This window comes from Enterobacter cloacae complex sp. P40C2 (genome assembly GCF_014930695.1).
GTDB lineage: Bacteria > Pseudomonadota > Gammaproteobacteria > Enterobacterales > Enterobacteriaceae > Enterobacter > Enterobacter pasteurii.
In genome coordinates, this window is record NZ_JADBRP010000001.1 from 173,327 (window position 1) to 195,722 (window position 22,396).

The 22,396-nt window shown below is 57.1% G+C and carries 20 protein-coding genes; 11 read left to right on the forward strand and 9 right to left on the reverse strand.

Going from position 1 to position 22,396, the window contains the following annotated elements:
• Nucleotides 1-3: 3 nt before the first annotated feature.
• The 4 genes from IM304_RS00815 to ftsP all read left to right on the forward strand — a co-directional run bounded on the left by IM304_RS00815 (nt 4) and on the right by ftsP (nt 5,157).
• Nucleotides 4-405: a YgiW/YdeI family stress tolerance OB fold protein gene (locus IM304_RS00815; protein ID WP_148418467.1), complete on the forward strand. Its 402-nt coding sequence runs from the start codon at nt 4-6 to the stop codon at nt 403-405.
• Between the two features lie 118 nt (nt 406-523).
• The gene (parC, locus tag IM304_RS00820; RefSeq protein ID WP_148418468.1) at nt 524-2,782 is read left to right on the forward strand and encodes a DNA topoisomerase IV subunit A; all 2,259 of its coding nucleotides are present in this window, start codon (nt 524-526) and stop codon (nt 2,780-2,782) included.
• 163 nt (nt 2,783-2,945) lie between these two features.
• Nucleotides 2,946-3,683 carry a 1-acylglycerol-3-phosphate O-acyltransferase gene (gene plsC, locus IM304_RS00825; RefSeq protein WP_148418469.1) on the forward strand — a complete coding sequence of 246 codons (738 nt, stop codon included), beginning with the start codon at nt 2,946-2,948 and terminating at the stop codon, nt 3,681-3,683.
• Between the two features lie 61 nt (nt 3,684-3,744).
• Nucleotides 3,745-5,157, forward strand: a complete 1,413-nt coding sequence (gene ftsP, locus IM304_RS00830; protein ID WP_148418470.1) for a cell division protein FtsP — start codon at nt 3,745-3,747, stop codon at nt 5,155-5,157.
• Between the two features lie 133 nt (nt 5,158-5,290).
• On the opposite strand, the gene IM304_RS00835 is transcribed toward ftsP, so the two are convergent.
• Nucleotides 5,291-6,445, reverse strand: a complete 1,155-nt coding sequence (locus IM304_RS00835; protein WP_193354983.1) for an IS481 family transposase — start codon at nt 6,443-6,445, stop codon at nt 5,291-5,293.
• Nucleotides 6,446-6,633: 188 nt separating this feature from the next.
• Between IM304_RS00835 and IM304_RS00840 the strand changes: the two genes are divergently transcribed.
• The gene (locus IM304_RS00840) at nt 6,634-8,808 is read left to right on the forward strand and encodes a YgiQ family radical SAM protein (RefSeq protein WP_227009554.1); all 2,175 of its coding nucleotides are present in this window, start codon (nt 6,634-6,636) and stop codon (nt 8,806-8,808) included.
• 94 nt (nt 8,809-8,902) lie between these two features.
• On the opposite strand, the gene dkgA is transcribed toward IM304_RS00840, so the two are convergent.
• Nucleotides 8,903-9,730 carry a 2,5-didehydrogluconate reductase DkgA gene (gene dkgA / locus IM304_RS00845; RefSeq protein WP_193354981.1) on the reverse strand — a complete coding sequence of 276 codons (828 nt, stop codon included), beginning with the start codon at nt 9,728-9,730 and terminating at the stop codon, nt 8,903-8,905.
• A gap of 104 nt (nt 9,731-9,834) precedes the next feature.
• Complete coding sequence (gene yqhD, locus IM304_RS00850) at nt 9,835-10,998, reverse strand: alcohol dehydrogenase (protein WP_148418473.1); 1,164 nt, start codon at nt 10,996-10,998, stop codon at nt 9,835-9,837.
• Nucleotides 10,999-11,193: 195 nt separating this feature from the next.
• Between yqhD and IM304_RS00855 the strand changes: the two genes are divergently transcribed.
• Complete coding sequence (locus IM304_RS00855) at nt 11,194-12,093, forward strand: AraC family transcriptional regulator (RefSeq protein ID WP_193354980.1); 900 nt, start codon at nt 11,194-11,196, stop codon at nt 12,091-12,093.
• A gap of 43 nt (nt 12,094-12,136) precedes the next feature.
• On the opposite strand, the gene yghB is transcribed toward IM304_RS00855, so the two are convergent.
• The gene (gene yghB, locus IM304_RS00860; protein ID WP_023323743.1) at nt 12,137-12,796 is read right to left on the reverse strand and encodes a DedA family general envelope maintenance protein YghB; all 660 of its coding nucleotides are present in this window, start codon (nt 12,794-12,796) and stop codon (nt 12,137-12,139) included.
• A 142-nt stretch (nt 12,797-12,938) separates the two neighbouring features.
• Complete coding sequence (gene metC, locus IM304_RS00865) at nt 12,939-14,126, reverse strand: cystathionine beta-lyase (protein WP_193354979.1); 1,188 nt, start codon at nt 14,124-14,126, stop codon at nt 12,939-12,941.
• 251 nt (nt 14,127-14,377) lie between these two features.
• Here metC and exbB point away from each other — a divergent pair, with 251 nt between their 5' ends.
• Nucleotides 14,378-15,109: a tol-pal system-associated acyl-CoA thioesterase gene (exbB, locus tag IM304_RS00870; protein ID WP_003862482.1), complete on the forward strand. Its 732-nt coding sequence runs from the start codon at nt 14,378-14,380 to the stop codon at nt 15,107-15,109.
• A 4-nt stretch (nt 15,110-15,113) separates the two neighbouring features.
• A complete protein-coding gene (gene exbD, locus IM304_RS00875; protein ID WP_001251472.1) occupies nt 15,114-15,539 on the forward strand; it encodes a TonB system transport protein ExbD in 426 nt (141 codons plus the stop codon).
• Nucleotides 15,540-15,577: 38 nt separating this feature from the next.
• On the opposite strand, the gene IM304_RS00880 is transcribed toward exbD, so the two are convergent.
• Nucleotides 15,578-16,012 (reverse strand): cytoplasmic protein, encoded by a 435-nt coding sequence (locus IM304_RS00880; protein ID WP_193354978.1) that lies wholly within the window; start codon nt 16,010-16,012, stop codon nt 15,578-15,580.
• A gap of 1 nt (nt 16,013) precedes the next feature.
• Nucleotides 16,014-16,418, reverse strand: a complete 405-nt coding sequence (locus IM304_RS00885) for a hypothetical protein (protein WP_148418478.1) — start codon at nt 16,416-16,418, stop codon at nt 16,014-16,016.
• 102 nt (nt 16,419-16,520) lie between these two features.
• Here IM304_RS00885 and IM304_RS00890 point away from each other — a divergent pair, with 102 nt between their 5' ends.
• The gene (locus IM304_RS00890) at nt 16,521-17,024 is read left to right on the forward strand and encodes an ESA_00282 family adhesion-associated protein (RefSeq protein ID WP_148418479.1); all 504 of its coding nucleotides are present in this window, start codon (nt 16,521-16,523) and stop codon (nt 17,022-17,024) included.
• Nucleotides 17,025-17,105: 81 nt separating this feature from the next.
• The gene (locus IM304_RS00895) at nt 17,106-17,594 is read left to right on the forward strand and encodes a TIGR00645 family protein (protein ID WP_003862473.1); all 489 of its coding nucleotides are present in this window, start codon (nt 17,106-17,108) and stop codon (nt 17,592-17,594) included.
• A 122-nt stretch (nt 17,595-17,716) separates the two neighbouring features.
• Here IM304_RS00895 and IM304_RS00900 read toward each other — a convergent pair whose 3' ends face one another.
• On the reverse strand, nt 17,717-18,757 hold the full coding sequence (locus IM304_RS00900) for an aldo/keto reductase (protein WP_176609489.1): 1,041 nt from the start codon (nt 18,755-18,757) through the stop codon (nt 17,717-17,719).
• Nucleotides 18,758-18,839: 82 nt separating this feature from the next.
• Between IM304_RS00900 and yghX the strand changes: the two genes are divergently transcribed.
• Nucleotides 18,840-19,727, forward strand: a complete 888-nt coding sequence (yghX, locus tag IM304_RS00905; protein ID WP_193354977.1) for a YghX family hydrolase — start codon at nt 18,840-18,842, stop codon at nt 19,725-19,727.
• Nucleotides 19,728-19,791: 64 nt separating this feature from the next.
• On the opposite strand, the gene IM304_RS00910 is transcribed toward yghX, so the two are convergent.
• Nucleotides 19,792-22,392 (reverse strand): autotransporter outer membrane beta-barrel domain-containing protein, encoded by a 2,601-nt coding sequence (locus IM304_RS00910; protein WP_193354976.1) that lies wholly within the window; start codon nt 22,390-22,392, stop codon nt 19,792-19,794.
• Nucleotides 22,393-22,396 lie beyond the last annotated feature (4 nt).

The following is a 22,396-nucleotide window of genomic DNA, read 5'->3' on the forward strand; positions in this document are numbered from 1 at the left end:
AATATGAAAAAATACGCTGCACTTGCCGCTATCATGATGATGACCACTGCCCCTGTATTTGCTGCACAGGGTGGCTTTAGTGGCCCATCTGCGACACAGAACCAGACGCAAACCCAGCAGGGTGGCTTTGTCGATAACAACGCCAACCTTACTACCGCGGCTAAAGTTAAGGATATGAAGGACGACAGCTGGGTGAAGCTGCGCGGTAACATTACCGAGCGCCTGTCCGATGACCGTTACACCTTCCGCGACGAAAGCGGTACGGTGGTGGTTGAGATTGACCACAAGAACTGGAACGGCGTGACCGTAACGCCTCAGGATAAGGTTGAACTCCAGGGTAAAATCGACAAAGACTGGAACGAGTTTGAAATCGACGTGAAGCAGGTTATCAAGCTGAACAAATAACCCATAAAGGGCCGCCGATGCGGCCCTTTTTCTTTGTGACTCAACTCGCCAGATGAGGTAGTATCTGCGGCAATATTGCCTGAAACCCATCGGTTTCTGAGTTGAGGAATCACACGTAATGAGCGATATGGCAGAGCGCCTCGCGCTACATGAATTCACGGAAAACGCTTACCTGAACTACTCCATGTACGTCATCATGGACAGGGCGTTGCCGTTTATCGGGGATGGCCTGAAGCCCGTTCAGCGCCGCATCGTCTATGCGATGTCCGAGCTGGGGCTGAACGCCACCGCCAAGTTTAAGAAGTCCGCCCGTACCGTCGGTGACGTGCTGGGTAAATACCATCCGCACGGCGACAGCGCCTGCTACGAAGCGATGGTGCTGATGGCACAGCCGTTCTCTTATCGTTACCCGCTGGTGGACGGTCAGGGGAACTGGGGGGCGCCGGACGATCCGAAATCCTTCGCGGCGATGCGTTATACCGAATCCCGTCTGTCTAAATATGCCGAAGTGCTGCTGGGCGAGCTGGGGCAGGGCACGGTCGACTGGGTACCTAACTTTGACGGCACCCTGCAGGAGCCGAAAATGCTGCCTGCGCGTCTGCCGAACATCCTGCTGAACGGGACGACCGGTATTGCCGTCGGCATGGCGACGGACATCCCGCCGCACAACCTGCGTGAAGTGGCGAAAGCCGCTATCACCCTGATTGAACAGCCGAAAACCTCGCTGGACGAGCTGCTGGATATCGTGCAGGGGCCGGACTACCCGACCGAAGCCGAGATCATCACCTCGCGCGCTGAAATCCGCAAAATCTACCAGAACGGTCGCGGCTCCGTGCGCATGCGCGCGGTGTGGACCAAAGAGGACGGCGCCGTGGTGATCACCGCGCTGCCGCACCAGGTCTCCGGCGCGAAGGTGCTGGAGCAGATTGCCTCCCAGATGCGCAATAAAAAGCTGCCGATGGTGGACGACCTGCGCGACGAATCGGACCACGAGAACCCGACCCGTCTGGTGATTGTACCGCGCTCCAACCGCGTGGACATGGAGCAGGTGATGAACCACCTGTTCGCCACCACCGATCTGGAAAAAAGCTACCGCATCAACCTGAACATGATTGGTCTGGACGGTCGTCCGGCGGTGAAAAACCTGCTGGAGATCCTCACCGAATGGCTGGCCTTCCGCCGCGATACGGTCCGCCGTCGTCTGAACCATCGTCTGGAGAAGGTGCTGAAGCGCCTGCATATCCTCGAAGGTTTGCTGGTGGCATTCCTCAATATCGATGAAGTGATCGAAATCATCCGTACCGAGGACGAGCCGAAGCCCGCGCTGATGTCGCGCTTTGGTATCAGTGAAACCCAGGCCGAAGCGATCCTCGAACTGAAGCTGCGCCATCTCGCTAAGCTTGAAGAGATGAAGATCCGCGGCGAGCAGAACGAGCTGGAAAAAGAGCGCGATCAGCTGCAGGCGATCCTCGCGTCCGAGCGCAAGATGAACACCCTGCTGAAGAAAGAGCTGCAGGCCGATGCCGACGCCTTTGGCGACGACCGTCGCTCTCCGCTGCACGAGCGCGAAGAGGCGAAGGCGATGAACGAGCACGACATGCTGCCGTCCGAGCCGGTGACCATTGTCCTTTCCCAGAGCGGCTGGGTGCGTAGCGCCAAGGGCCACGATATCGACGCGCCGGGCCTGAGCTATAAATCCGGCGACAGCTTCAAGGCGGCGGTGAAGGGCAAGAGCAACCAGCCGGTGGCGTTTATCGACTCCACGGGCCGCAGCTACGCCATCGATCCGATCACGCTGCCGTCCGCGCGCGGCCAGGGCGAACCGCTGACCGGCAAGCTGACGCTGCCGCCGGGCGCCACGGTTGACCATATGCTGATGGAGGCCGACGAACAAAAACTGCTGATGGCTTCTGACGCGGGCTATGGCTTTATCTGTACCTTTAACGATCTGGTGTCGCGCAACCGGGCCGGTAAAGCGCTGATCAGCCTGCCGGATAACGCGCACGTTATGCCGCCGCTGATCATTGAGGACGAAAGCGACATGCTGCTGGCGATCACCGCAGCCGGACGTATGCTGATGTTCCCGGTCAGCGATCTGCCGGAGCTGTCGAAAGGGAAGGGCAACAAGATAATCAGCATCCCGTCAGCGGAAGCGGCAAAAGGCGAAGATGGCCTGGCGCATCTCTTCCTGCTGCCGCCGCAGAGCACGCTGACCATTCATGTCGGCAAGCGTAAGATCAAACTGCGTCCGGAAGAGCTGCAGAAGGTGGTTGGCGAGCGCGGACGACGCGGCTCGCTGATGCGCGGCCTGCAGCGAATCGACCGCGTGGAGATCGACTCACCGGCGCGCAGCGCGGCGGGTGACAGCGAAGAGTAACCTGTTTTCTCCCCCTCTGTTCCGGAGGGGGCATTTCCATAAAATTTCCCGTAAAAACGTTGTTAATTCGTGCGTTGCGATTAACAATACGCGCTCGTAATAAAGTCCTTACCTGGCCACAGGTGAAGTATAATTGTCAGCTGTCAGGGCTTCAGAGGTCGCTATGCTATACATTGTTCGTCTCATTCTTACCGTTATCTACTGCATTCTGGTCTGCATTTTCGGATCTATTTACTGCCTGTTCAGCCCGCGTAATCCAAAACATGTCGCGACGTTTGGCCACATGTTTGGTCGCCTGGCCCCGCTGTTTGGCCTGAAGGTTGAAAAGCGTCTGCCTGAAGGGGCGGAAAATTTCGGTAACGCCATCTATATCGCTAACCATCAGAACAACTACGATATGGTGACGGCCTCAAATATTGTTCTCCCGCCGACCGTGACCGTCGGGAAAAAGAGCCTGCTGTGGATCCCGTTTTTTGGCCAGCTGTACTGGTTAACCGGTAACCTGCTGATCGACCGAAATAACCGCGCAAAAGCGCATGGCACTATTGCGGAAGTCGTGGATCAGTTTAAAAAGCGTCGGATCTCAATCTGGATGTTCCCGGAAGGGACGCGCAGCCGCGGGCGTGGCCTGCTGCCGTTCAAGACCGGTGCGTTTCATGCGGCAATTGCGGCGGGCGTTCCAATTATTCCCGTGTGCGTTTCCAATACATCGAATAAGATTAATCTTAACCGCCTGAAGAACGGACTGGTGATTGTCGAAATGCTGCCGCCGGTGGATACCACCAAATACGGTAAAGACCAGGTGCGCGAGCTGGCCACGCACTGCCGCGAGCTGATGGCTCAGCATATTGCGCAGCTCGACAAAGAAGTTGCAGAGCGAGAAGCCGCCGGTAAGATTTAACCCGGCGTTGTAGAAGGGAAAACGAATTCCCGCGTTGTTAGTCGTTTCAGATGGAGCTTATATGTCACTCAGTCGGCGTCAGTTTATTCAGGCTTCGGGTATCGCCCTTTGTGCGGGTGCGATGCCGCGGACAGCCAGCGCCGCCGGGCAGCAGCAGCCGCTGCCCATTCCGCCGTTGATTGAATCCCGTCGCGGACAGCCGCTGTTCCTCACGCTTCAGCGTAGCCACTGGTCCTTTACCCAGGGAACGCGCGCGCCGGTATGGGGCATTAACGGGCGCTACCTTGGACCGACCATTCGCGTGTGGACTGGCGATGACGTTAAGCTGATTTACAGCAACCGTACGACTGAAAATGTTGCCATGACCGTCAGCGGGCTACAGGTGCCGGGGCCGCTGATTGGCGGCGCGGCGCGCATGATGTCGCCTAATGCTGACTGGGCGCCTGTTCTGCCTATCCGTCAGAGCGCCGCGACCCTGTGGTATCACGCCAATACGCCGAACCGTACCGCCCAGCAGGTGTATAACGGCCTGGCCGGGATGTGGCTGATTGAAGATGAGGTCAGCAAAACGCTGCCGATCCCGAACCACTACGGCGTCGATGATTTCCCGGTGATTATTCAGGACAAGCGCCTGGATAACTTTGGTACCCCGGAGTACAGCGAGCCGGGCAGCGGCGGCTTTGTGGGCGATACGCTGCTGGTTAACGGCGCGCAAAGCCCGTATGTCGAAGTGTCGCGCGGCTGGGTGCGTCTGCGTCTGCTGAATGCCTCCAACTCGCGCCGCTATCAGCTCCAGATGAGCGACGGCCGTGCCCTGCACGTTATTTCGGGCGATCAGGGGCTGCTGCCTGCGCCGGTGTCGGTTAAACAGCTGTCGCTGGCCCCGGGCGAGCGTCGCGAAATTCTGGTGGATATGACCAACGGGGATGAAGTCTCCGTGACCTGCGGTGAAGCGGCAAGCATTGTCGACCGTATTCGCGGCTTCTTTGAGCCGTCGAGCATTCTGGTCTCGACGCTGGTGCTGACGCTGCGGCCAACCGGCCTGTTGCCGCTGGTCACCGACAGCCTGCCGATGCGCCTGCTGCCGCAGGAGATCGTAACCGGACCGGCGGTACGCAGCCGCGATATCAGCCTGGGCGACGATCCGGGCATCAACGGCGCGCTGTGGGACGTTAACCGCATTGATATTACCGCTCAGCAGGGAACCTGGGAGCGCTGGACCGTCCGCTCGGACATGCCCCAGTCGTTCCATATTGAAGGTGTGGCATTCCTGATCCGCAACGTGAACGGCGCCATGCCGTTCCCGGAAGACAGGGGCTGGAAAGACACCGTCTGGGTGGATGGGCAGGTTGAGCTGCTTGTTTACTACGGTCAGCCGTCATGGCCGCACTTCCCGTTCCTGTTCCACAGCCAGACGCTGGAGATGATGGACAGGGGATCGGTAGGGCAGATGCTGGTTAATCCGGCGCCGTAAATTTTACCCCTCACCCCGGCCCTCTCCCCATAGGGGCGAGGGTGAAAGACCGCTCTGAGCATCCCCTCTCCCCCTTGGGGTGTACGGTCCGGGGACATGGTAGACAGGTGTTCGGGGACATGGTGAACACTTTTTAACATCCTTTACCCATGGTGATCGACTTTTTCTTCGGGTCGATCACCCCCACTTTCGTGCTGTACCACCACACCTCGTAGCGGCCGTCTTCCTGCATCTCCTTCAGCCCGACCCGTTCTCCCCTGAACGCCTTGCCTGCGCTCAGACTTACCCCTTTCACGCTCAGCTTTCCGCTGATATCCACTTTCCTGACCATCACGCCCTCGTCGTATTCCGGGGGCGGTGTGTTGCCGCTGTACTGCCGTGCAGACGGCTTATACCGTGAGCCCGGTACCGCCATATCCAGCGCCTCATGCGGGCGTTCAAGGTTATAGACCGTCCGCCAGTGGTCGAAGGCGCGCTGCAGCTCGCCCCCGCTCGCGAACCACTTCCCCTGCAGCACCTCTGCCTTCAGGCTGCGGTGAAAACGCTCCAGCTTACCCTGCGTCTGCGGATGATACGGTCGGGAGTGCCCCACCCGGATACCCAGACGCATCAGCCACAGCTCCAGCGCCGTCCAGGTGCCGGTGGTGTCTCCCCACGGGGCGCCGTTATCCATCGTCATCCGGTCCGGCAGGCCGTAGCGTTCAAACACGCTGACCAGCTGCTGCTGCACGGTCTCGCGCCGTTCATCGGTACAGTGCGCCAGGCACAGGGAAAAACGGGAGTGGTCGTCCAGCAGGGTGAGCGGATGGCAGCGGCCACCGCCAAAGGGAAAGTGGCCCTTAAAATCCATCTGCCAGAGGCGGTTCGGCGCGTCATGTTCGAACCGTCCCGTGACGGGAATGCCCGGTGAAGTGCCCGGCAGCAGACCATGGCGGGCCATAAGGTTATGGACGGTGCTGAAGGCGGGCATATGGTGCCCCTGGTCTTCCAGCCAGCGCTTTATCTTGCGCGCGCCCCAGCGTTGATGGCGGTCATGGGCCATACGCAGCAGGGCAGTGATGTCGTCAGATGAGCGGTTCGGGGAATGGTGCGGTATGCGCGGGCGGTCCTGAAGGCCCGCGGCCCCTTCCTCCGCCCAGCGGTGAAGCCACTTATAGCCGGTGGCAGGTGAAATGCCGAAGCGACGGCAGAGGGAACGGATGTTTGCCCCGTCCTGCGAGGCGAACAAAACAAACTCGGTACGTAATGACATGGTATCTCTCGCATCCCAGGGCATAAGCGACTCCATAAGCGGGATCTTATGCCTTAGTTGTAAGTGTCTACCATGTCCCCGAACAAGTGTTCACTATGTCCCCGGACCGTACAGGGGAGAGGGTTAGGGTGAGGGGGCAACAGCCCGCACAATACCCCTTCAATTCCCCCAACGATCCAGCGTATAATCCCGCTCCTTTTGTCTATTTTTTCTTCGGAAGCATTATGAGCGCAATTTCCCTGATCCAGCCGGATCGTGACCTCTTCTCCTGGCCCCAGTACTGGGCTGCCTGCTTTGGACCGGCGCCTTTCCTGCCGATGTCCCGTGAAGAGATGGACCAGCTGGGCTGGGATAGCTGCGATATTATTCTGGTGACGGGCGATGCGTACGTCGATCACCCGAGCTTTGGCATGGCGATCTGCGGCCGTATGCTTGAAGCCCAGGGCTTCCGCGTGGGGATCATCTCCCAGCCTGACTGGAACAGCAAAGACGACTTTATGCGTCTGGGCAAGCCGAACCTGTTCTTCGGCGTGACCGCAGGCAACATGGACTCCATGATCAACCGGTACACCGCCGACCGTAAGCTGCGCCATGACGACGCCTACACCGCAGATAACGTGGCCGGTAAACGTCCCGATCGCGCGACCCTCGTCTACACCCAGCGATGCAAAGAAGCATGGAAAGACGTGCCGGTGATCCTGGGCGGCATTGAGGCGAGCCTGCGCCGTACCGCGCACTACGACTACTGGTCCGATACCGTGCGTCGTTCGGTGCTGGTGGATTCGAAAGCCGACATGCTGATCTTCGGCAACGGCGAGCGTCCGCTGGTGGAGGTGGCGCACCGTCTGGCCCAGGGCGAGCCCGTCAGCGAGATCCGCGACGTGCGTAACACCGCGATCATGGTGAAAGAGGCCCTGCCGGGCTGGAGCGGGGTGGACTCCCGCATCATTGATATGCCGGGCAAAATTGACCCGATCCCGCATCCGTACGGTGACGATCTGCCGTGTGCGGATAACAAACCGGTTGAGCCGAAGAAAGCCGAAGCGAAGGCCGTGGTGGTGCAGCCGCCGCGTCCGAAGCCGTGGGAAAAAACCTACGTGCTGCTGCCGTCCTACGAGAAAGTGAAAAGCGATAAGGTGCTCTACGCCCACGCGTCGCGCATTTTGCATCACGAAACCAACCCGGGCTGCGCGCGCGCGCTGATGCAAAAGCACGGCGAGCGCTATATCTGGGTTAACCCGCCGGCGATCCCGCTCTCTACCGAAGAGATGGACAGCGTCTTTGCCCTGCCGTACAAGCGCGTTCCGCATCCATCCTACGGCAACAGCCGCATTCCGGCGTACGAGATGATCCGTTTCTCGGTCAACATCATGCGCGGCTGCTTCGGCGGATGCTCCTTCTGCTCGATCACCGAGCACGAAGGCCGCATCATCCAGAGCCGCTCCGAAGAGTCGATCGTCAACGAGATCGAAGCGATTCGCGACACGGTGCCCGGTTTTACCGGCGTGATCTCCGACCTGGGTGGTCCAACCGCGAACATGTATATGCTGCGCTGCAAGTCGCCGCGCGCGGAGCAGACCTGCCGTCGTCTCTCCTGCGTCTATCCGAGCATTTGCGAGCATATGGACACCAACCACGAGCCGACGATCAGCCTCTACCGTCGCGCGCGCGATCTCAAAGGCATCAAGAAGATCCTGATCGCGTCGGGTGTGCGTTACGACATCGCCGTGGAAGATCCGCGCTACATCAAAGAGCTGGCCACGCACCACGTTGGCGGCTATCTGAAGATCGCCCCGGAGCACACCGAGGAAGGCCCGCTGTCCAAAATGATGAAGCCGGGCATGGGCAGCTACGATCGCTTTAAGCAGCTGTTTGACACCTACTCAAAACAGGCGGGCAAAGAGCAGTATCTGATCCCCTACTTCATCTCCGCGCACCCCGGCACGCGTGATGAGGACATGGTAAACCTGGCGCTGTGGCTGAAGCAGCGTCGATTCCGTCTGGACCAGGTGCAGAACTTCTATCCGTCACCGCTCGCCAACTCGACGACCATGTATTACACCGGCAAGAACCCGCTGAGTAAGATTGGCTACAAGAGCGAAGACGTGGTGGTGCCTAAAGGGGATAAGCAGCGCCGTCTGCATAAAGCGCTGCTGCGTTATCACGACCCGAAAAACTGGCCGCTGATCCGCCAGGCGCTGGAAGAGATGGGCAAAAAGCACCTGATTGGCTCACGCCGCGACTGCCTGGTGCCGGCGCCTACGCTTGAAGAGATGCGCGAAGCGCGCCGCCAGAACCGCAATACGCGCCCGGCGCTGACCAAGCACACGCCGATTGTGCATCAGCGTTCGAACGGTGGGGCGGGGACGAAAAAAGCGGGAAAACGTAAGATCGGATAACGATGAACCCCTCATCCTAACCCTCTCCCTAAAGGGGAGAGGGAACTTGAACACCCTCTCCCCTTTGGGGAGAGGGCAGGGTGAGGGGAAAAACCTACCCACCAAACTGATCCGGATCCGGCCCTAAACGCTTACCCTGATCCAGCTTCGCAATTTCTCCCAGCTCGTCTTTATCCAGGCGGAAATCCCAGACGTCGAAGTTCTCGGCGATGCGCGACGGCGTTACTGATTTCGGGATCACCACCAGGCCGCTGTCCAGGTGCCAGCGAATAACAATCTGTGCCGGGGTTTTGCCGTACTTGTCCGCCAGTTCGCGGATGATTTTCTGGTCGAATACCCCTTCGCCGCCCTGCGCCAGCGGGCTCCAGGATTCGGTCTGGATCTTGTGCGTGGCGTTCCAGGAGTGAAGCTGGCGCTGCTGCAACAGCGGGTGCAGCTCAATCTGGTTAATCACCGGTGCGACGCCCGTTTCATCTATCAGGCGCTGGAGGTGATGAACCTGGAAGTTACAGACGCCGATGCTTTTTATCAGCCCCTCTTTTTGCAGCTCAATCATCCCTTTCCAGGCGTCAACGTAATGGTCGATAGCCGGAACCGGCCAGTGCATCAGATAAAGATCGACGAAATCGAGCTGGAGCTTCTCCAGGCTTTCGTGCAGGGCTTCGCGGGGGCGCTTTTGATCGTCGTTCCACAGTTTGGTGGTAATGAATAACTCTTCGCGGGGAACGCCGGCGCTGGCGAGTGCCGCACCTACGCCGTCCTCGTTTTTGTAGGCGGCAGCGGTATCAATGGACCGATAGCCGACTTCCAGGGCTTTATGAATGGCGGAGACGACCTCGTCGTTACCGGCTTTCCATACACCTAGCCCCAACTGGGGCATCACGTTGCCATCCTGCAGCTTGATTACGGTTTGGTTTGCCATTTTTCCTCCTTCAGGTGCTCATCGCCGGAGGGAACCTCCGACGATGTGGTGTGCATTAAGTCTGGACGAAATGTCAAAAAACGAAAGTCAGGATCCTAAAAACGCTAGCGTGCCGCTTCGTAAATGCGACGGCTGACGTCAAGGGTGATGTCGCCGTGCTCGCCGATCTGGGTCATGCCGTGGGCTTCCAGCTTCGCCAGCAGGGCAGGGATGGAGCTACCGTCCAGGCCGTAGTCTGAGAGACGGGTTGGCACGCCCAGGCTTTCAAAGAAGTGGCGGGTTGCTTCAATTGCGGCATCGATGCGTGCATCGTCATCACCTTCAGTGATGTTCCATACGCGCTCGGCGTATTGCAGCAGCTTGGCGCGTTTGGCATCACGTTTTTCGTTCCACAGCGCAGGCAGAACTACCGCCAGCGTCTGGGCGTGATCCAGACCGTGCATCGCCGTCAGCTCGTGGCCGAGCATGTGGGTTGCCCAGTCCTGCGGCACGCCGGCACCGATCAGGCCGTTCAGCGCCTGCGTGGCAGCCCACATCACGTTGGCGCGCACGTCGTAGTTTTCAGGCTCTTTAAGCGCTTTCGGACCTTCTTCAATCAGGGTCAGCAAAATGCCTTCCGCGAAACGATCCTGAATTTTGGCATTGACCGGGTACGTGACGTATTGCTCAACGGTATGCACAAAAGCGTCCACAACGCCGTTCGCCACCTGGCGCGCGGGCAGGGTGTAGGTGTAAACCGGATCCAGGATGGCGAACACGGGCTGAACGTGTTCGTTCATAAAGGCCTGCTTGTCGCCGGTGGTTTTACGGGAGATCACCGCGCCTTTGTTGGACTCTGAACCGGTGGCCGGCAGGGTCAGCACTGAACCCATCGGGATTGCGCGGGTAATATCGCTGCCGCCTGTTTCCAGAATGTGCCACGGATCGACGCCGTCAGCGTAATGCGCCGCCGCCGCGATAAATTTGGTGCCGTCCAGGACGGAGCCGCCGCCCACCGCCAGCAGGAAGGTGATCTGCTCGTCGCGGGCGATTTTCACCGCGTTCATCAGCGTTTCGTAAGACGGGTTTGGCTCGATACCGCCGAACTCGCGCACGTCCAGACCCTCCAGGGCGCTGTAAACCTGATCCAGCACGCCGGTTTTTTTCACGCTGCCGCCGCCGTAGGTAATCAGCACGCGGGCATCCGTCGGGATCTGCGCGCGCAGCTCAGCGATAGCGTTTTTACCAAACAGAATGCGGGTTGGGGTGTGAAGGTTAAAGTTGTTCATTGCTCGTTCCCTTTAGTGGGTGAAAAATCGTGGTGGCGCAGAAGGCAACCTGATGCTGCACATTGTGGCGGGCAGGCGCTATCCTCTCAATGCACATTCCTGCCGATGTCTTGCCCATTTCTACAGCGCGCTGGAGAAACGGAACGAAAATGCGCACACTGATAGCGTCGGAAACCGTACCCGGAGTAACTAAAAATGAACCGTGATGCCATCTGCCGTCAGCTAACGTCGCAGATTAAGAAACTGATAGATAATGAAAATAATGCGTCCGAACTGCTGCCGGATATCCGGCTGCTCTACGGCACTCAGCCCGGGACGCGCACCCCGGTGATGTATCAGCCAGGCATCGTTTTTCTCTTTTCAGGCCATAAGATTGGCTATATCAACGAGCGCGTGTTCCGTTACGACACCAATGAATATCTGCTTCTTACGGTACCTTTACCCTTCGAATGTGAAACTTTCGCGACGGAGGAGGTGCCCCTGGCAGGCATCCGCGTCAACGTCGACATTCTCCAGCTGCAGGAGCTGCTGATGGATATAGGGGAAGATGAGCTTTTCCGGCCGTCGATGGCGGCAAGCGGCATCAACTCGGCAACGCTGTCGGATGAGATCCTCTGTGCCATCGAGCGTCTGCTGGACGTAATGGACAGGCCGCTGGATGCGCGTATTCTCGGGAAGCAGATTATCCGCGAAATTCTTTACCACGTGCTGCTCGGGCCGGGCGGCGGGGCGCTGCTGGCGCTGGTAAGCCGCCAGACGCACTTTAGCCTGATTAGCCGCGTGCTGAAGCGCATCGAGAGCCAGTACACGGAAAACCTCAGCGTTGACCAGCTGGCGGCGGAAGCCAACATGAGCGTCTCGGCGTTTCACCACAACTTTAAATCCGTTACCAGCACGTCGCCGTTGCAGTATCTCAAAACCTACCGTCTGCATAAGGCGCGCATGCTGATGATCCACGACGGCATGAAGGCCAGCGCGGCGGCGATGCGGGTTGGGTATGAAAGCGCCTCGCAGTTCAGTCGGGAATTTAAGCGCTACTTCGGCGTTACGCCGGGGGAGGATGCGTCGCGCATCAGAACGATGCAGGGCGCTTAGGCTTTTGATTCTCTCCCCACGGGGAGAGAATCAGGGTGGGGAATCAGGCGCTGCAATACTTCTTCTTAATCACCACCGCGATTGTGCCGACCAGGCCCGCAACCAGCAGGAAGATCGGCAGCACCATCAGGAACGTCATCACCTGGTCTTCATGGCGCTTAACAAACGGGATCATGTTCAGCGCGTAGCCGAGCGTGGTTACCACGCCCACCCAGAGCAGGGCGCTCAGCCAGTTGAAGAACTGGAAGCGGCGGTTGGACAGGCCCGATATGCCCGCCATCGTAGGCAACAGGGTGCGAACAAACGCCAGAAAACGCCCGGCGAGCAGCGCCAGCAGGCCGTGGCGGTCAAACATGCAGGTGGCGCGCTGGTGATATTTATGCGGCAGCTGTGCCAGCCAGCCTTTCACCACGCGGGTGTTTCCAAGCCAGCGCCCCTGAAGGTAGCTCAGCCAGCAGCCGAGGCTGGCCGCCGAGGTGAGGATCACCATTGTCGGGGCGAAGTCCATCACCCCCTTGCCGATCAACGCCCCAGCGAGCAGAAGCAGGCTGTCGCCGGGTAAAAATGAGGCTGGCAGTAGTCCATTCTCCAGAAACAGCGTCGCGAACATCACGAAATAGACAATCCCGACGACGTGCGGGTCCGCCAGCGCGGCAAAATCGTGTTGCCAGAGCGCCGTGATGATATTTTGAATAACAGCCATGGACTTTCCTGTGGAACAGCAGATATAACGCTATTGTACTCCCAAATTGGCCTGTCGGGGTTGATCGCAGGCGCATCTCATACAGACTTTTCCGCTTGCGGTGTTCAGAATGGCGTCCGGGGCGTACATTTCAGCCAGCACTTTACACGATGCGCTCAAATCCTGCCGATAAATCCGCAATTAAATCGTCCACATTTTCCAGCCCGATATGCAGGCGGATCAGGGTTCCTTCGAAGTCCACTTCGCCGCCCGGGCGCAGTGCCGCAATCTGTTCCGGCTGGTTAGGCAGGATCAGGGATTCGAATCCACCCCATGAATAGGCCATGCTGAAGAGGGTAAAGTTATCCAGATAGCGTGCCAGCTCGGCGTCATTGAGCCGCTTTTTAAGAACGAAAGAGAACAGCCCGCTGCTGCCCGTAAAGTCACGTTGCCAGTATTCGTGTCCTTTGCTGCCTGCCAGCGCCGGATGGTTAACGCGCTCCACCTGCGGGTGCAGGGCCAGCCACTGCGCGATTTGCAGGCTGCTCTCATGATGCTGGCGCAGGCGTACGCCGAGCGTGCGGATACCGCGGCTGGTCATGTAGGCGGTATCGGCGTCCACCATTTGCCCCATCAGGTAGGCATTTTCACGCAGCTGGTCCCAGCAGCGGGCGTTGGAAACCGCCGTGCCAATCATGGCGTCGGAGTGACCAATCAGGTATTTGGTGGCCGCCTGAATGGAGATATCAACGTCAAACTCCAGCGCTTTAAACAGCACGCCCGCCGCCCAGGTGTTGTCGATCATCACGATCGCCTCCGGTGCTTTACTGCGCACCGCCTTCACGATGGCCGGGACGTCATGGACTTCCATGGTGATGGAGCCGGGAGATTCCAGAAACACCACGCGCGTGTTGGGCTGAATAAGGTCGGCGATGCCGGCCCCAATCAGCGGATCGAACCAGCTGGTGGTGACGCCGAGCTTGCTGAGGATTTTGGTGCAGAAGTCCTGGCTTGGCTCGTAGGCGGTATTGGTCATCAGGACATGGTCGCCCTGTTCCACAAACGCCAGGATGGTATTGGCAACCGCCGCCGCGCCGCACGGGAACAGCGCGCAGCCCGCGCCGCCCTCCAGTTCGCACATGGCCTCCTGCAGCGAGAAGTGGGTTAGCGTGCCGCGACGACCGTAAAACAGCCCGCCCTTCGCGCGATTGCGCGTGGCGATTTTTTTATCCTCAACGGTATCAAACACCAGCGACGAGGCGCGCTGTATCACGCTGTTGACCGAGCCCTGGGTGTATTTTTTGCTGCGTCCTGCCTGCACCAGCGTGGTCTCAAGCTGCTTCTTAGTCATGTTCGCTAACCCTATTTTTATACGTCTGGACGTCCAGACTACCACGATTGCAAAAATGTGCATCCGCATGCTTATCGAATAAGCAGAAAATATTATTAAAAATACGCATAAAAAATTTTTACTGCGTAAGCGCAAGGAAAGTGAGCGAAAATTACGGCACTATGTAAATACTAATGAGAACTACTATCAATTCGACGACGTTTTGATATTATTACGTTCAGGTTTTGTGATTTGCGTCCTGGAGATACAGAGTGGGTAATAATTTGATGCAGACGGATCTCTCCGTTTGGGGCATGTATCAACATGCTGACATCGTAGTTAAGATTGTGATGATCGGCCTGATTCTGGCGTCCGTGATCACCTGGGCTATCTTCTTCAGCAAGAGCGCCGAACTTCTTTCACAAAAACGCCGCCTCAAGCGTGAGCAGAAGCAGCTGGCAGAAGCCCGCTCTCTGGATCAGGCTTCTGATATAACCTCGTCCTTCCATGCGAAAAGCCTGACCACCCTGTTAGTGAACGAAGCTCAGAACGAGCTGGAACTCTCCGCAGGCAGTGAAGATAACGAAGGCATTAAAGAGCGTACCGGCTTCCGTCTGGAACGTCGCGTTGCTGCCGTTGGCCGTCATATGGGCCGCGGTAACGGCTATCTGGCGACTATCGGCGCGATCTCCCCGTTCGTCGGCCTGTTCGGTACCGTCTGGGGCATCATGAACAGCTTTATCGGCATCGCCCAGACGCAGACCACTAACCTGGCGGTGGTTGCGCCGGGTATCGCAGAAGCGCTGCTGGCAACGGCTATCGGCCTGGTCGCCGCTATCCCGGCGGTCGTTATCTATAACATTTTTGCCCGCATGATTGGCAGTTACAAAGCCACCCTGGGCGACGTTGCCGCGCAGGTTCTGCTGCTGCAAAGCCGCGATCTGGACCTGAACGCCAGCGCCGTTAAGCCGGTGCATGCGGCGTCCAAACTGCGCGTAGGTTGATTGTATGGCAATGCGTCTTAATGAAAATCTGGACGATAACGGCGAAATGCATGAAATCAACGTGACGCCGTTTATCGACGTTATGCTGGTTCTGCTGATTATCTTTATGGTTGCCGCGCCGCTGGCGACGGTGGACGTGAAGGTGAATCTGCCCGCGTCCTCCAGCCAGCCGCAGCCGCGCCCGGAAAAGCCTATCTACCTGTCGGTGAAGGCGGATAAATCCATGTTCCTCGGCAACGATCCGGTGACGGATGCCTCCGTTATTCCGGCGCTGGACCAGCTGACCGGCGGCAAGAAAGACACTACCGTCTTCTTCCGCGCGGATAAAACCGTCGACTATGAAACCATGATGAAGGTTATGGACACGCTGCATCAGGCGGGGTACCTGAAGATTGGTCTGGTCGGCGAAGAGAAAGCGGCCGCGAAATAAAACGAAGAGCTGGCGAAAGCCAGCTTTTTTTTGCGCGGTTAAGCGTGAGCGTCCGGGGACGCCCCCGGCGCCTCTTCATTGAGCGCCACGCAGGTGACGTTTGATGTGCGGTAACGGCCTTCTGAAAGCCTGCGAGTCAGGCGCAGGGTAGCGGTCTCGCGGGCCAGCAGGTATTGATAGTTCGCCTCCAGCCGGCCGAGGAGCTTCTCCTTAAGCTCAGGACGCTGCTCGATAAGGGCGTTCATCACCGCGCCATAAATCTCCTCTTTGACCTGCAAGGGATAGATTTCCCGACGGTTGTGCCATTTCAGGCGCACCAGCGCGGCCGGGATCGAAATCAAATCCTGAGTGATTCGCGTCATCTCGTCGTTTTTTATCTTTTTTAGCGCGTCGAGATTCTGCTTTAAGATAAATTCATCGCTTTTTTTATCATCTAAAGTCAAATAAACGTTATTATCGCTCTCATTATTCACGCTATTCTTCCCCCAGGTTATAAAAAATGGGACCGTTTTTTTCTCGGGTGATTAAATTAAGCCAAATTTCATTTCCGGCTTCGTTTATTTGCTGGGTTTTTTCGGCCATTATTTGACTTAGAGCCTGGGCATCTATTTCCCCTTCGGCCTGCAAATCATTTAGCAGATGAACAAACGCTTCGATCTTAATGGCCCGAAATAAGCGGTCTTTTAAATGGCGGTCGTGCTCTTCCAGCACCATATTACGGGATTTCCCGGTACGCGAAACGCCAATTAATATGTCGGCTTCATAGTCGGAGAGTTTTCTTTTTCCTTGAGTGAAATTCGCCTCTTTATCTGCTTCCGTCGTAGGCTGTTCCACAGGCGTAATGTGGTACTTTGCCGGGACAAGATTGTCGGGCAGCATTTTAATTTCCTTTAATTTCAAAAAGGTGGGAATGGAAAAAGGGTGAGATTCGTTGACAATAACATGAGGCAATTTTAAAATCAAAAAAAATGGAGCCTACCCATGAACAGCATTTTCTTTACGGTTATAACGTTACTGTTACTGACCGCTGGCGTGCTTTTATTGATGCGAGAGTTTAATAAGCCGAAAGTGTCGAAAGATGCCGGTGAAGCACCGCAGCCAGAATTGATGTCCAAAGAAGAGGGCGAAGATCATTTCTCCCTGTTGATGAACGCCGTGACGCCGGTCTGGTACTGGCGGGTCAATCACGAATATATCGATTTTCTTCATGCGACAATAAAGCGCATGAAAATGTCCGACATTAATGATACGCCGGGGCTGTTCGACGCGCAGCGCCGGTGTAGCGACCTTAATTCGGCCGTTTATAAATATTATGACAATATCAAAAAGCGCTGTCTGAATGGCGAGAAGGTCTCATATTCCGATTTAGACGTATTAAACCTGCGCCAGTGTTTTCGCGAGTTTAGCCTGGAGGCCTACCCGGAGCTGGTGGGGCTGGTCTGGCCGGAGTACGCGCGCCCGCAAGTGGATCCTGATGAGGTGTAAGCGACCTCCTGGTTAGTTGTTGCAAACAGCCAGCGACGTTGAGATATACTGGACGCTGGTTTCGTTTGCAGACAGGATTTTATGGAACGCTTCTTTGAAAACGCAATGTATGCCTCTCGCTGGCTGCTCGCACCCGTCTATTTTGGTCTCTCCCTGGCGCTGGTCGCCCTGACGATCAAGTTCTTCCAGGAGATTTTCCACGTCCTGCCAAACATTTTCTCGGTGGCGGAAGCAGACTTAATTCTGGTGCTGCTGTCGCTGGTGGATATGACGCTGGTGGGCGGATTACTGGTGATGGTGATGTTCTCCGGCTATGAGAATTTTGTCTCTCAGCTGGATATCGCCGAGCACAAGGAAAAGCTCAGCTGGCTCGGTAAGATGGACGCGTCATCGCTGAAGAATAAGGTTGCGGCGTCGATTGTGGCGATTTCGTCTATCCACCTGTTACGCGTATTCATGGACGCCAAGAACGTCCCGGATAACAAGCTGATGTGGTATGTGATTATCCACCTGACGTTCGTGCTGTCGGCGTTTGTGATGGGGTATCTGGATAAGATCAGCAAGAAGTGATTTTACCGCGGCCCTCACCCTAACCCTCTCCCCCGGAGGGAGAGGGGACTGTCCGGTGCGGCCTTTTACCCTCTCCCCTTTGGGGAGAGGGACAGGGTGAGGGGTCAGGGCAACAGACCGCACTATTTATCAGACGACGCCTGCCACAGGTTCAGCTCACCATCCGCAACGTGCTGGTCAATCCGCGTCAGTTCGTCTTCGGTAAAGCGCAGGTTAGACAGCGCCTGAACGTTCTCCTCCAGCTGTTCCGGGCGACTCGCGCCAATCAGCACTGACGTTACTCGCTCATCCTTCAGCAGCCAGCTCAGCGCCATCTGCGCCATCGTCTGCCCGCGCGCGTGCGCCATCTCATTCAGCAGACGAAGGCTGCTCAGGTTGGCTTCTGTCAGCATGTTCTCCGTCAGGCCGCGCACTTTCTTGCCTTCGCGCTGCATGCGTGAACCGTCAGGAATACCGTTCAGGTATTTTCCGGTCAGCAGGCCCTGAGCCAGCGGGGTGAAGGCGATACATCCCGTCCCGTTTTCCTCCAGCGCATCCAGCAGGCCGGTCTTGTCGACCCAGCGGTTCAGCAGGTTGTAAGACGGCTGGTGGATCAGAAGCGGGATTTTCCACTCGCGCAGCAATTCGGCCATCACCTTCGTGCGTTCCGTGGAGTAGGACGAAATACCCACATACAGCGCTTTTCCGCTCTGCACCGCGTGTGCCAGCGCGGAGGCGGTCTCCTCCATCGGCGTGTTTTCGTCCACGCGGTGAGAATAGAAAATATCCACATAGTCCAGGCCCATGCGTTTCAGGCTCTGGTCGAGGCTGGCGAGCAGGTATTTACGAGAGCCGCCTGAACCATACGGGCCTGGCCACATGTCATAACCCGCTTTGGTGGAGACGATCAGCTCGTCGCGATAGCCGGCAAAATCTTCCCGCAGCAGCCGACCAAAGTTCTCCTCAGCGCTGCCCGCAGGGGGGCCGTAGTTATTGGCAAGGTCAAAATGGGTAATGCCGAGATCGAAGGCTTTACGCAGCAGCGCGCGCTGGGAATCGAGCGCCTGTACGTGGCCAAAGCTGTGCCACAGGCCCAGCGACAGCGCCGGCAGGCGCAGGCCACTTTTACCGCAGTAACGGTACTGCATATTCTCGTATCGGCCGGTGTAAGGGTGCCAGGACATCATGTCTCCTTTCGTGTCGATGGATTTTCGAAACAGCGTTTTCATTCTATGCTTATCAAACCATAAATCGTGGAGATAAGCGATGACGCGCCTGACTGCCAAAGATTTTCCACAAGAGCTGCTCGATTACTACGACTACTACGCCCACGGTAAAATCAGCAAACGAGAATTCCTTAACCTCGCGGCACGCTATGCCGCTGGCGGCGTGACGGCGCTGGCGCTGTTCAATATGCTTAAACCCAATTACGCCCTCGCAGAGCAGGTCAAATTTACCGACCCGGATATTCTCCCGGAATATATCTCCTATCCCTCACCTGAGGGGCATGGCGAGGTACGCGGTTACCTGGTGAAACCCGCTAAGGCCCGCGGAAAAATACCTGCTGTGGTGGTGGTGCATGAGAACCGCGGCCTGAACCCGTATATCGAAGATGTGGCACGCCGCGTGGCAAAAGCCGGTTATCTGGCCCTGGCGCCGGATGGCCTCAGTTCGGTGGGCGGTTATCCAGGCAACGACGAAGAGGGGAAGGCGCTACAGCAGAAGGTGGATCCGACAAAGCTGATGAATGACTTCTTTGCCGCCGTCGGGTTCATGAAGGATCGTCCAGATGCGACCGGCAAAGTGGGGATAACCGGCTTCTGCTATGGCGGCGGCGTATCCAATGCCGCAGCAGTCGCTTACCCGGAGCTGGCGTGCGCGGTGCCGTTTTATGGCCGACAGCCGCCGGCCGCCGATGTGCCGAAAATCAACGCGCCGCTTCTGCTGCACTATGCGGAGTTCGATAAAAATATTAATGAAGGATGGCCTGCGTACGAGGCGGCCCTTAAGGCCAATAATAAGGTGTATGAAGCCTACTTCTACCCCGGCGTTAACCACGGCTTTCATAACGACTCCACCCCGCGATACGACGAGCCCGCAGCCGGGCTCGCCTGGAAACGCACGCTGGGGTGGTTTGAGAAATACTTGAGCTAACGCCCGGCGTCGGGCCAGCGGATTGCCGGGCCGGGGGAACTGCCGCCCGGCAATCCGTCCGAGCCTAGAAGCTGTAGCTCATACCCGCCTGCACGCTGGCATCGTTATCCACGTCTCCCGTGCCAACATACACGCCGGTATTGAGCGTGAAGTTATGCGCGATGCTGGCGTTAATGCCTGCCCCAAAGATCCCCATGCTGTTGTTATGACCGGCGGTGTTGTGGTAATCCGCTGCCTTAATGTCCGTATCATCGCTGAACTCTTTCTGGAAGCGGGCATCCACCCACGGCATTACCGTCACGTTTTTGTTCAGATCGGTAAGCATGGTGGTCAGACGTACGCCGGCGCCGCCGTTCCAGGAAGAGACCTGACTGTCGGCAAAGGTCACTTCGCGGTCGGAGAACCCGTTTGCTTTTGTCTCATCCCAGCCTAAGGTGGCGTAAGGTTGCAGCAGGGTCTCACCAGGCAGCAGTACGTTAATACCGGTGCGGGCCTGCGCCAGATACAGGCTACCGTCCGTCGATCCGCTCAGCGCCTCGGTCATGCCGCTGGTATCGCCGGTGACGTTGCTGGCGGAGAGGGAGTAACGCATATCGCCATAGCTGAAGCTGCCGTCAGCGAACAGGCCCCAGGTTCTGCCGTTCAGCGCCTGCTGCCAGCCGCCGTAAAGGCTGTAGTAGTTACCGTAAACGCTGTCATTGAAGCTATCTGCGCCGTCGCTGGTGTCCTGCACGCGGCTGCGCGTCCAGGCCAGGGCAAGACCGCCGGTAACGCTGTCGCCGTTGCTCAGGTGAGCCGTCCAGTCAACGCCGCCCTGCGCGCCCTGGGTAATGCTTTTATAGTCCACGTCGTTGCTGAAGTTGCCGTTCTGGTAGAGGAAATCGCCCCACACCTGCGCGCCGTCCTGCTCGTCGCCCAGCATATTCGCGAGATGAACCTGGTTCATATGGTTACTAATGTCATCCGCAACCTGATGCCCGGCCTGCTCGGCGGCATCCAGACCCGCAACCAGCCCCTGGACGTCGCTGGCGAGGCTTCCCTTCTGGCTGTTAAATTCAATATTCCAGCTCTGGCTATTATCGGCTGCCAGCATCGTCTGCGGTGCCGCGTCGGCAGCAACAATATTCAGGCTGTTATCGTAGTTATAGGCACCGCTGCGGTTTTCAACCTCCTGCTTGCCGTTGGTGAAGGTTGCGGCGGCATAATTTTGCGGTGCGCTGCTGCCTGCTGTGGTGAAGGTGCCGAGGATGACGCCCTGCTGATTCATTGCGGACGGGGTAATGCTGTTTACGATGACCGCATTATTGGCCCCGGTAATAGTGCCGAAGTTCACAAAGCTGTCGGTGCTCATCGTAACCATCGCATTGCTGCCGGTGGTGGCGGCAATGAGCGTGGAGCCGTTTTGCAAACTCCAGCTGGTCGCATCGTGAATTTTATCAATGGCGATGCTGTTATCGCTGGTGGTATTTACCGTCTCGAACTGGCTTATTTCGCCGGAAATAGCGCTGCCGGCGTCCATTGAAAGCGTATCGCTACCGTCACCGCCGTCAACGTCGCCGTTAACGTGGGAGTTATTGGTGAGCACAACGGTGTCATCACCCGCGCCGGTGGTAATATCGCCATTCACCGTGGCGTTATTTTGCAGGGTGATGGTGGTGTTACCGCTGTTCTGGCTGGTATTCACTGCGCCGTTAATGGTGCTGTTATCCACCAGAACCGAATTGGCTGAATTTCCGCCCAGCGTAATATTGCCGTTCACCACGCTACGGTTATTCAGCGAAAGGGTGGTTGTCCCTTTTTCGTTAATCACGCCGATATCACCCGTCACGGTGCTGTTATTGAGTGTCAGCGAATCGGCTTTTGTGCCGTACATGGCAACGGCGACGTCGCCAAACGCATCCAGATTCAAATCGCTGAAGGGCTGATATTCGCTAAGTTTTTCCGCCAGCGTATCGATATTTTGGGCAATCTCGCTTTGAGAGCCGTCCACCGTGGCGTTGGTCAGGGTAATGGTGGTATCAGATTTATCGCTACCCGCGTAAATGCCACCTTTATCCATCGTGCTGTTGCTGATGTTAATGTTTTGCACACCCGCGCCCGCGCTCACAATACTGCCGTGCAGAACGCTACCGTTCTGGATATTCACGTTATGGTAGCCTTTATCCATTGGATCAAGATAAATGGCGGAGCCCATCATATACGCTTTATCATTGTCGTAATTACCCGCGCTGTTTTCACCGTTCAGCGTCGAACTATCGACCGTTATCGTCGTATTGGTTGTTTTAAATTCTGAACCGGTCTCAATCATATCCACGGTTGCGCCGTTGTTCAGGTTGATATTCACCGTGCCGCCGTTGCTGCCCTGAATATAATGACCAGACATATCCGTGCCGGAGACGGTCAGCGTTTGGGTATCACCCTCTTTACGATGGCCATCCATATAAATATTGGTTGCCGTAGCGTTCGCCATAACGGCATTGGTTACTCCTGGATCCTCAAAGTAATTACCATGGTCATATATAGATAATCCGCAGGTTTGGGTTGTCGCGCCATCTTTGCAATCCGGCGTGGATGCGGCAGGCGTGATGGACGCATGGGCGCTGAATGAGGCCAATGCCATTACAATACTCTGCGAAAGCAGGGTCAGGTTCGTTAATTTGCGCATTTGA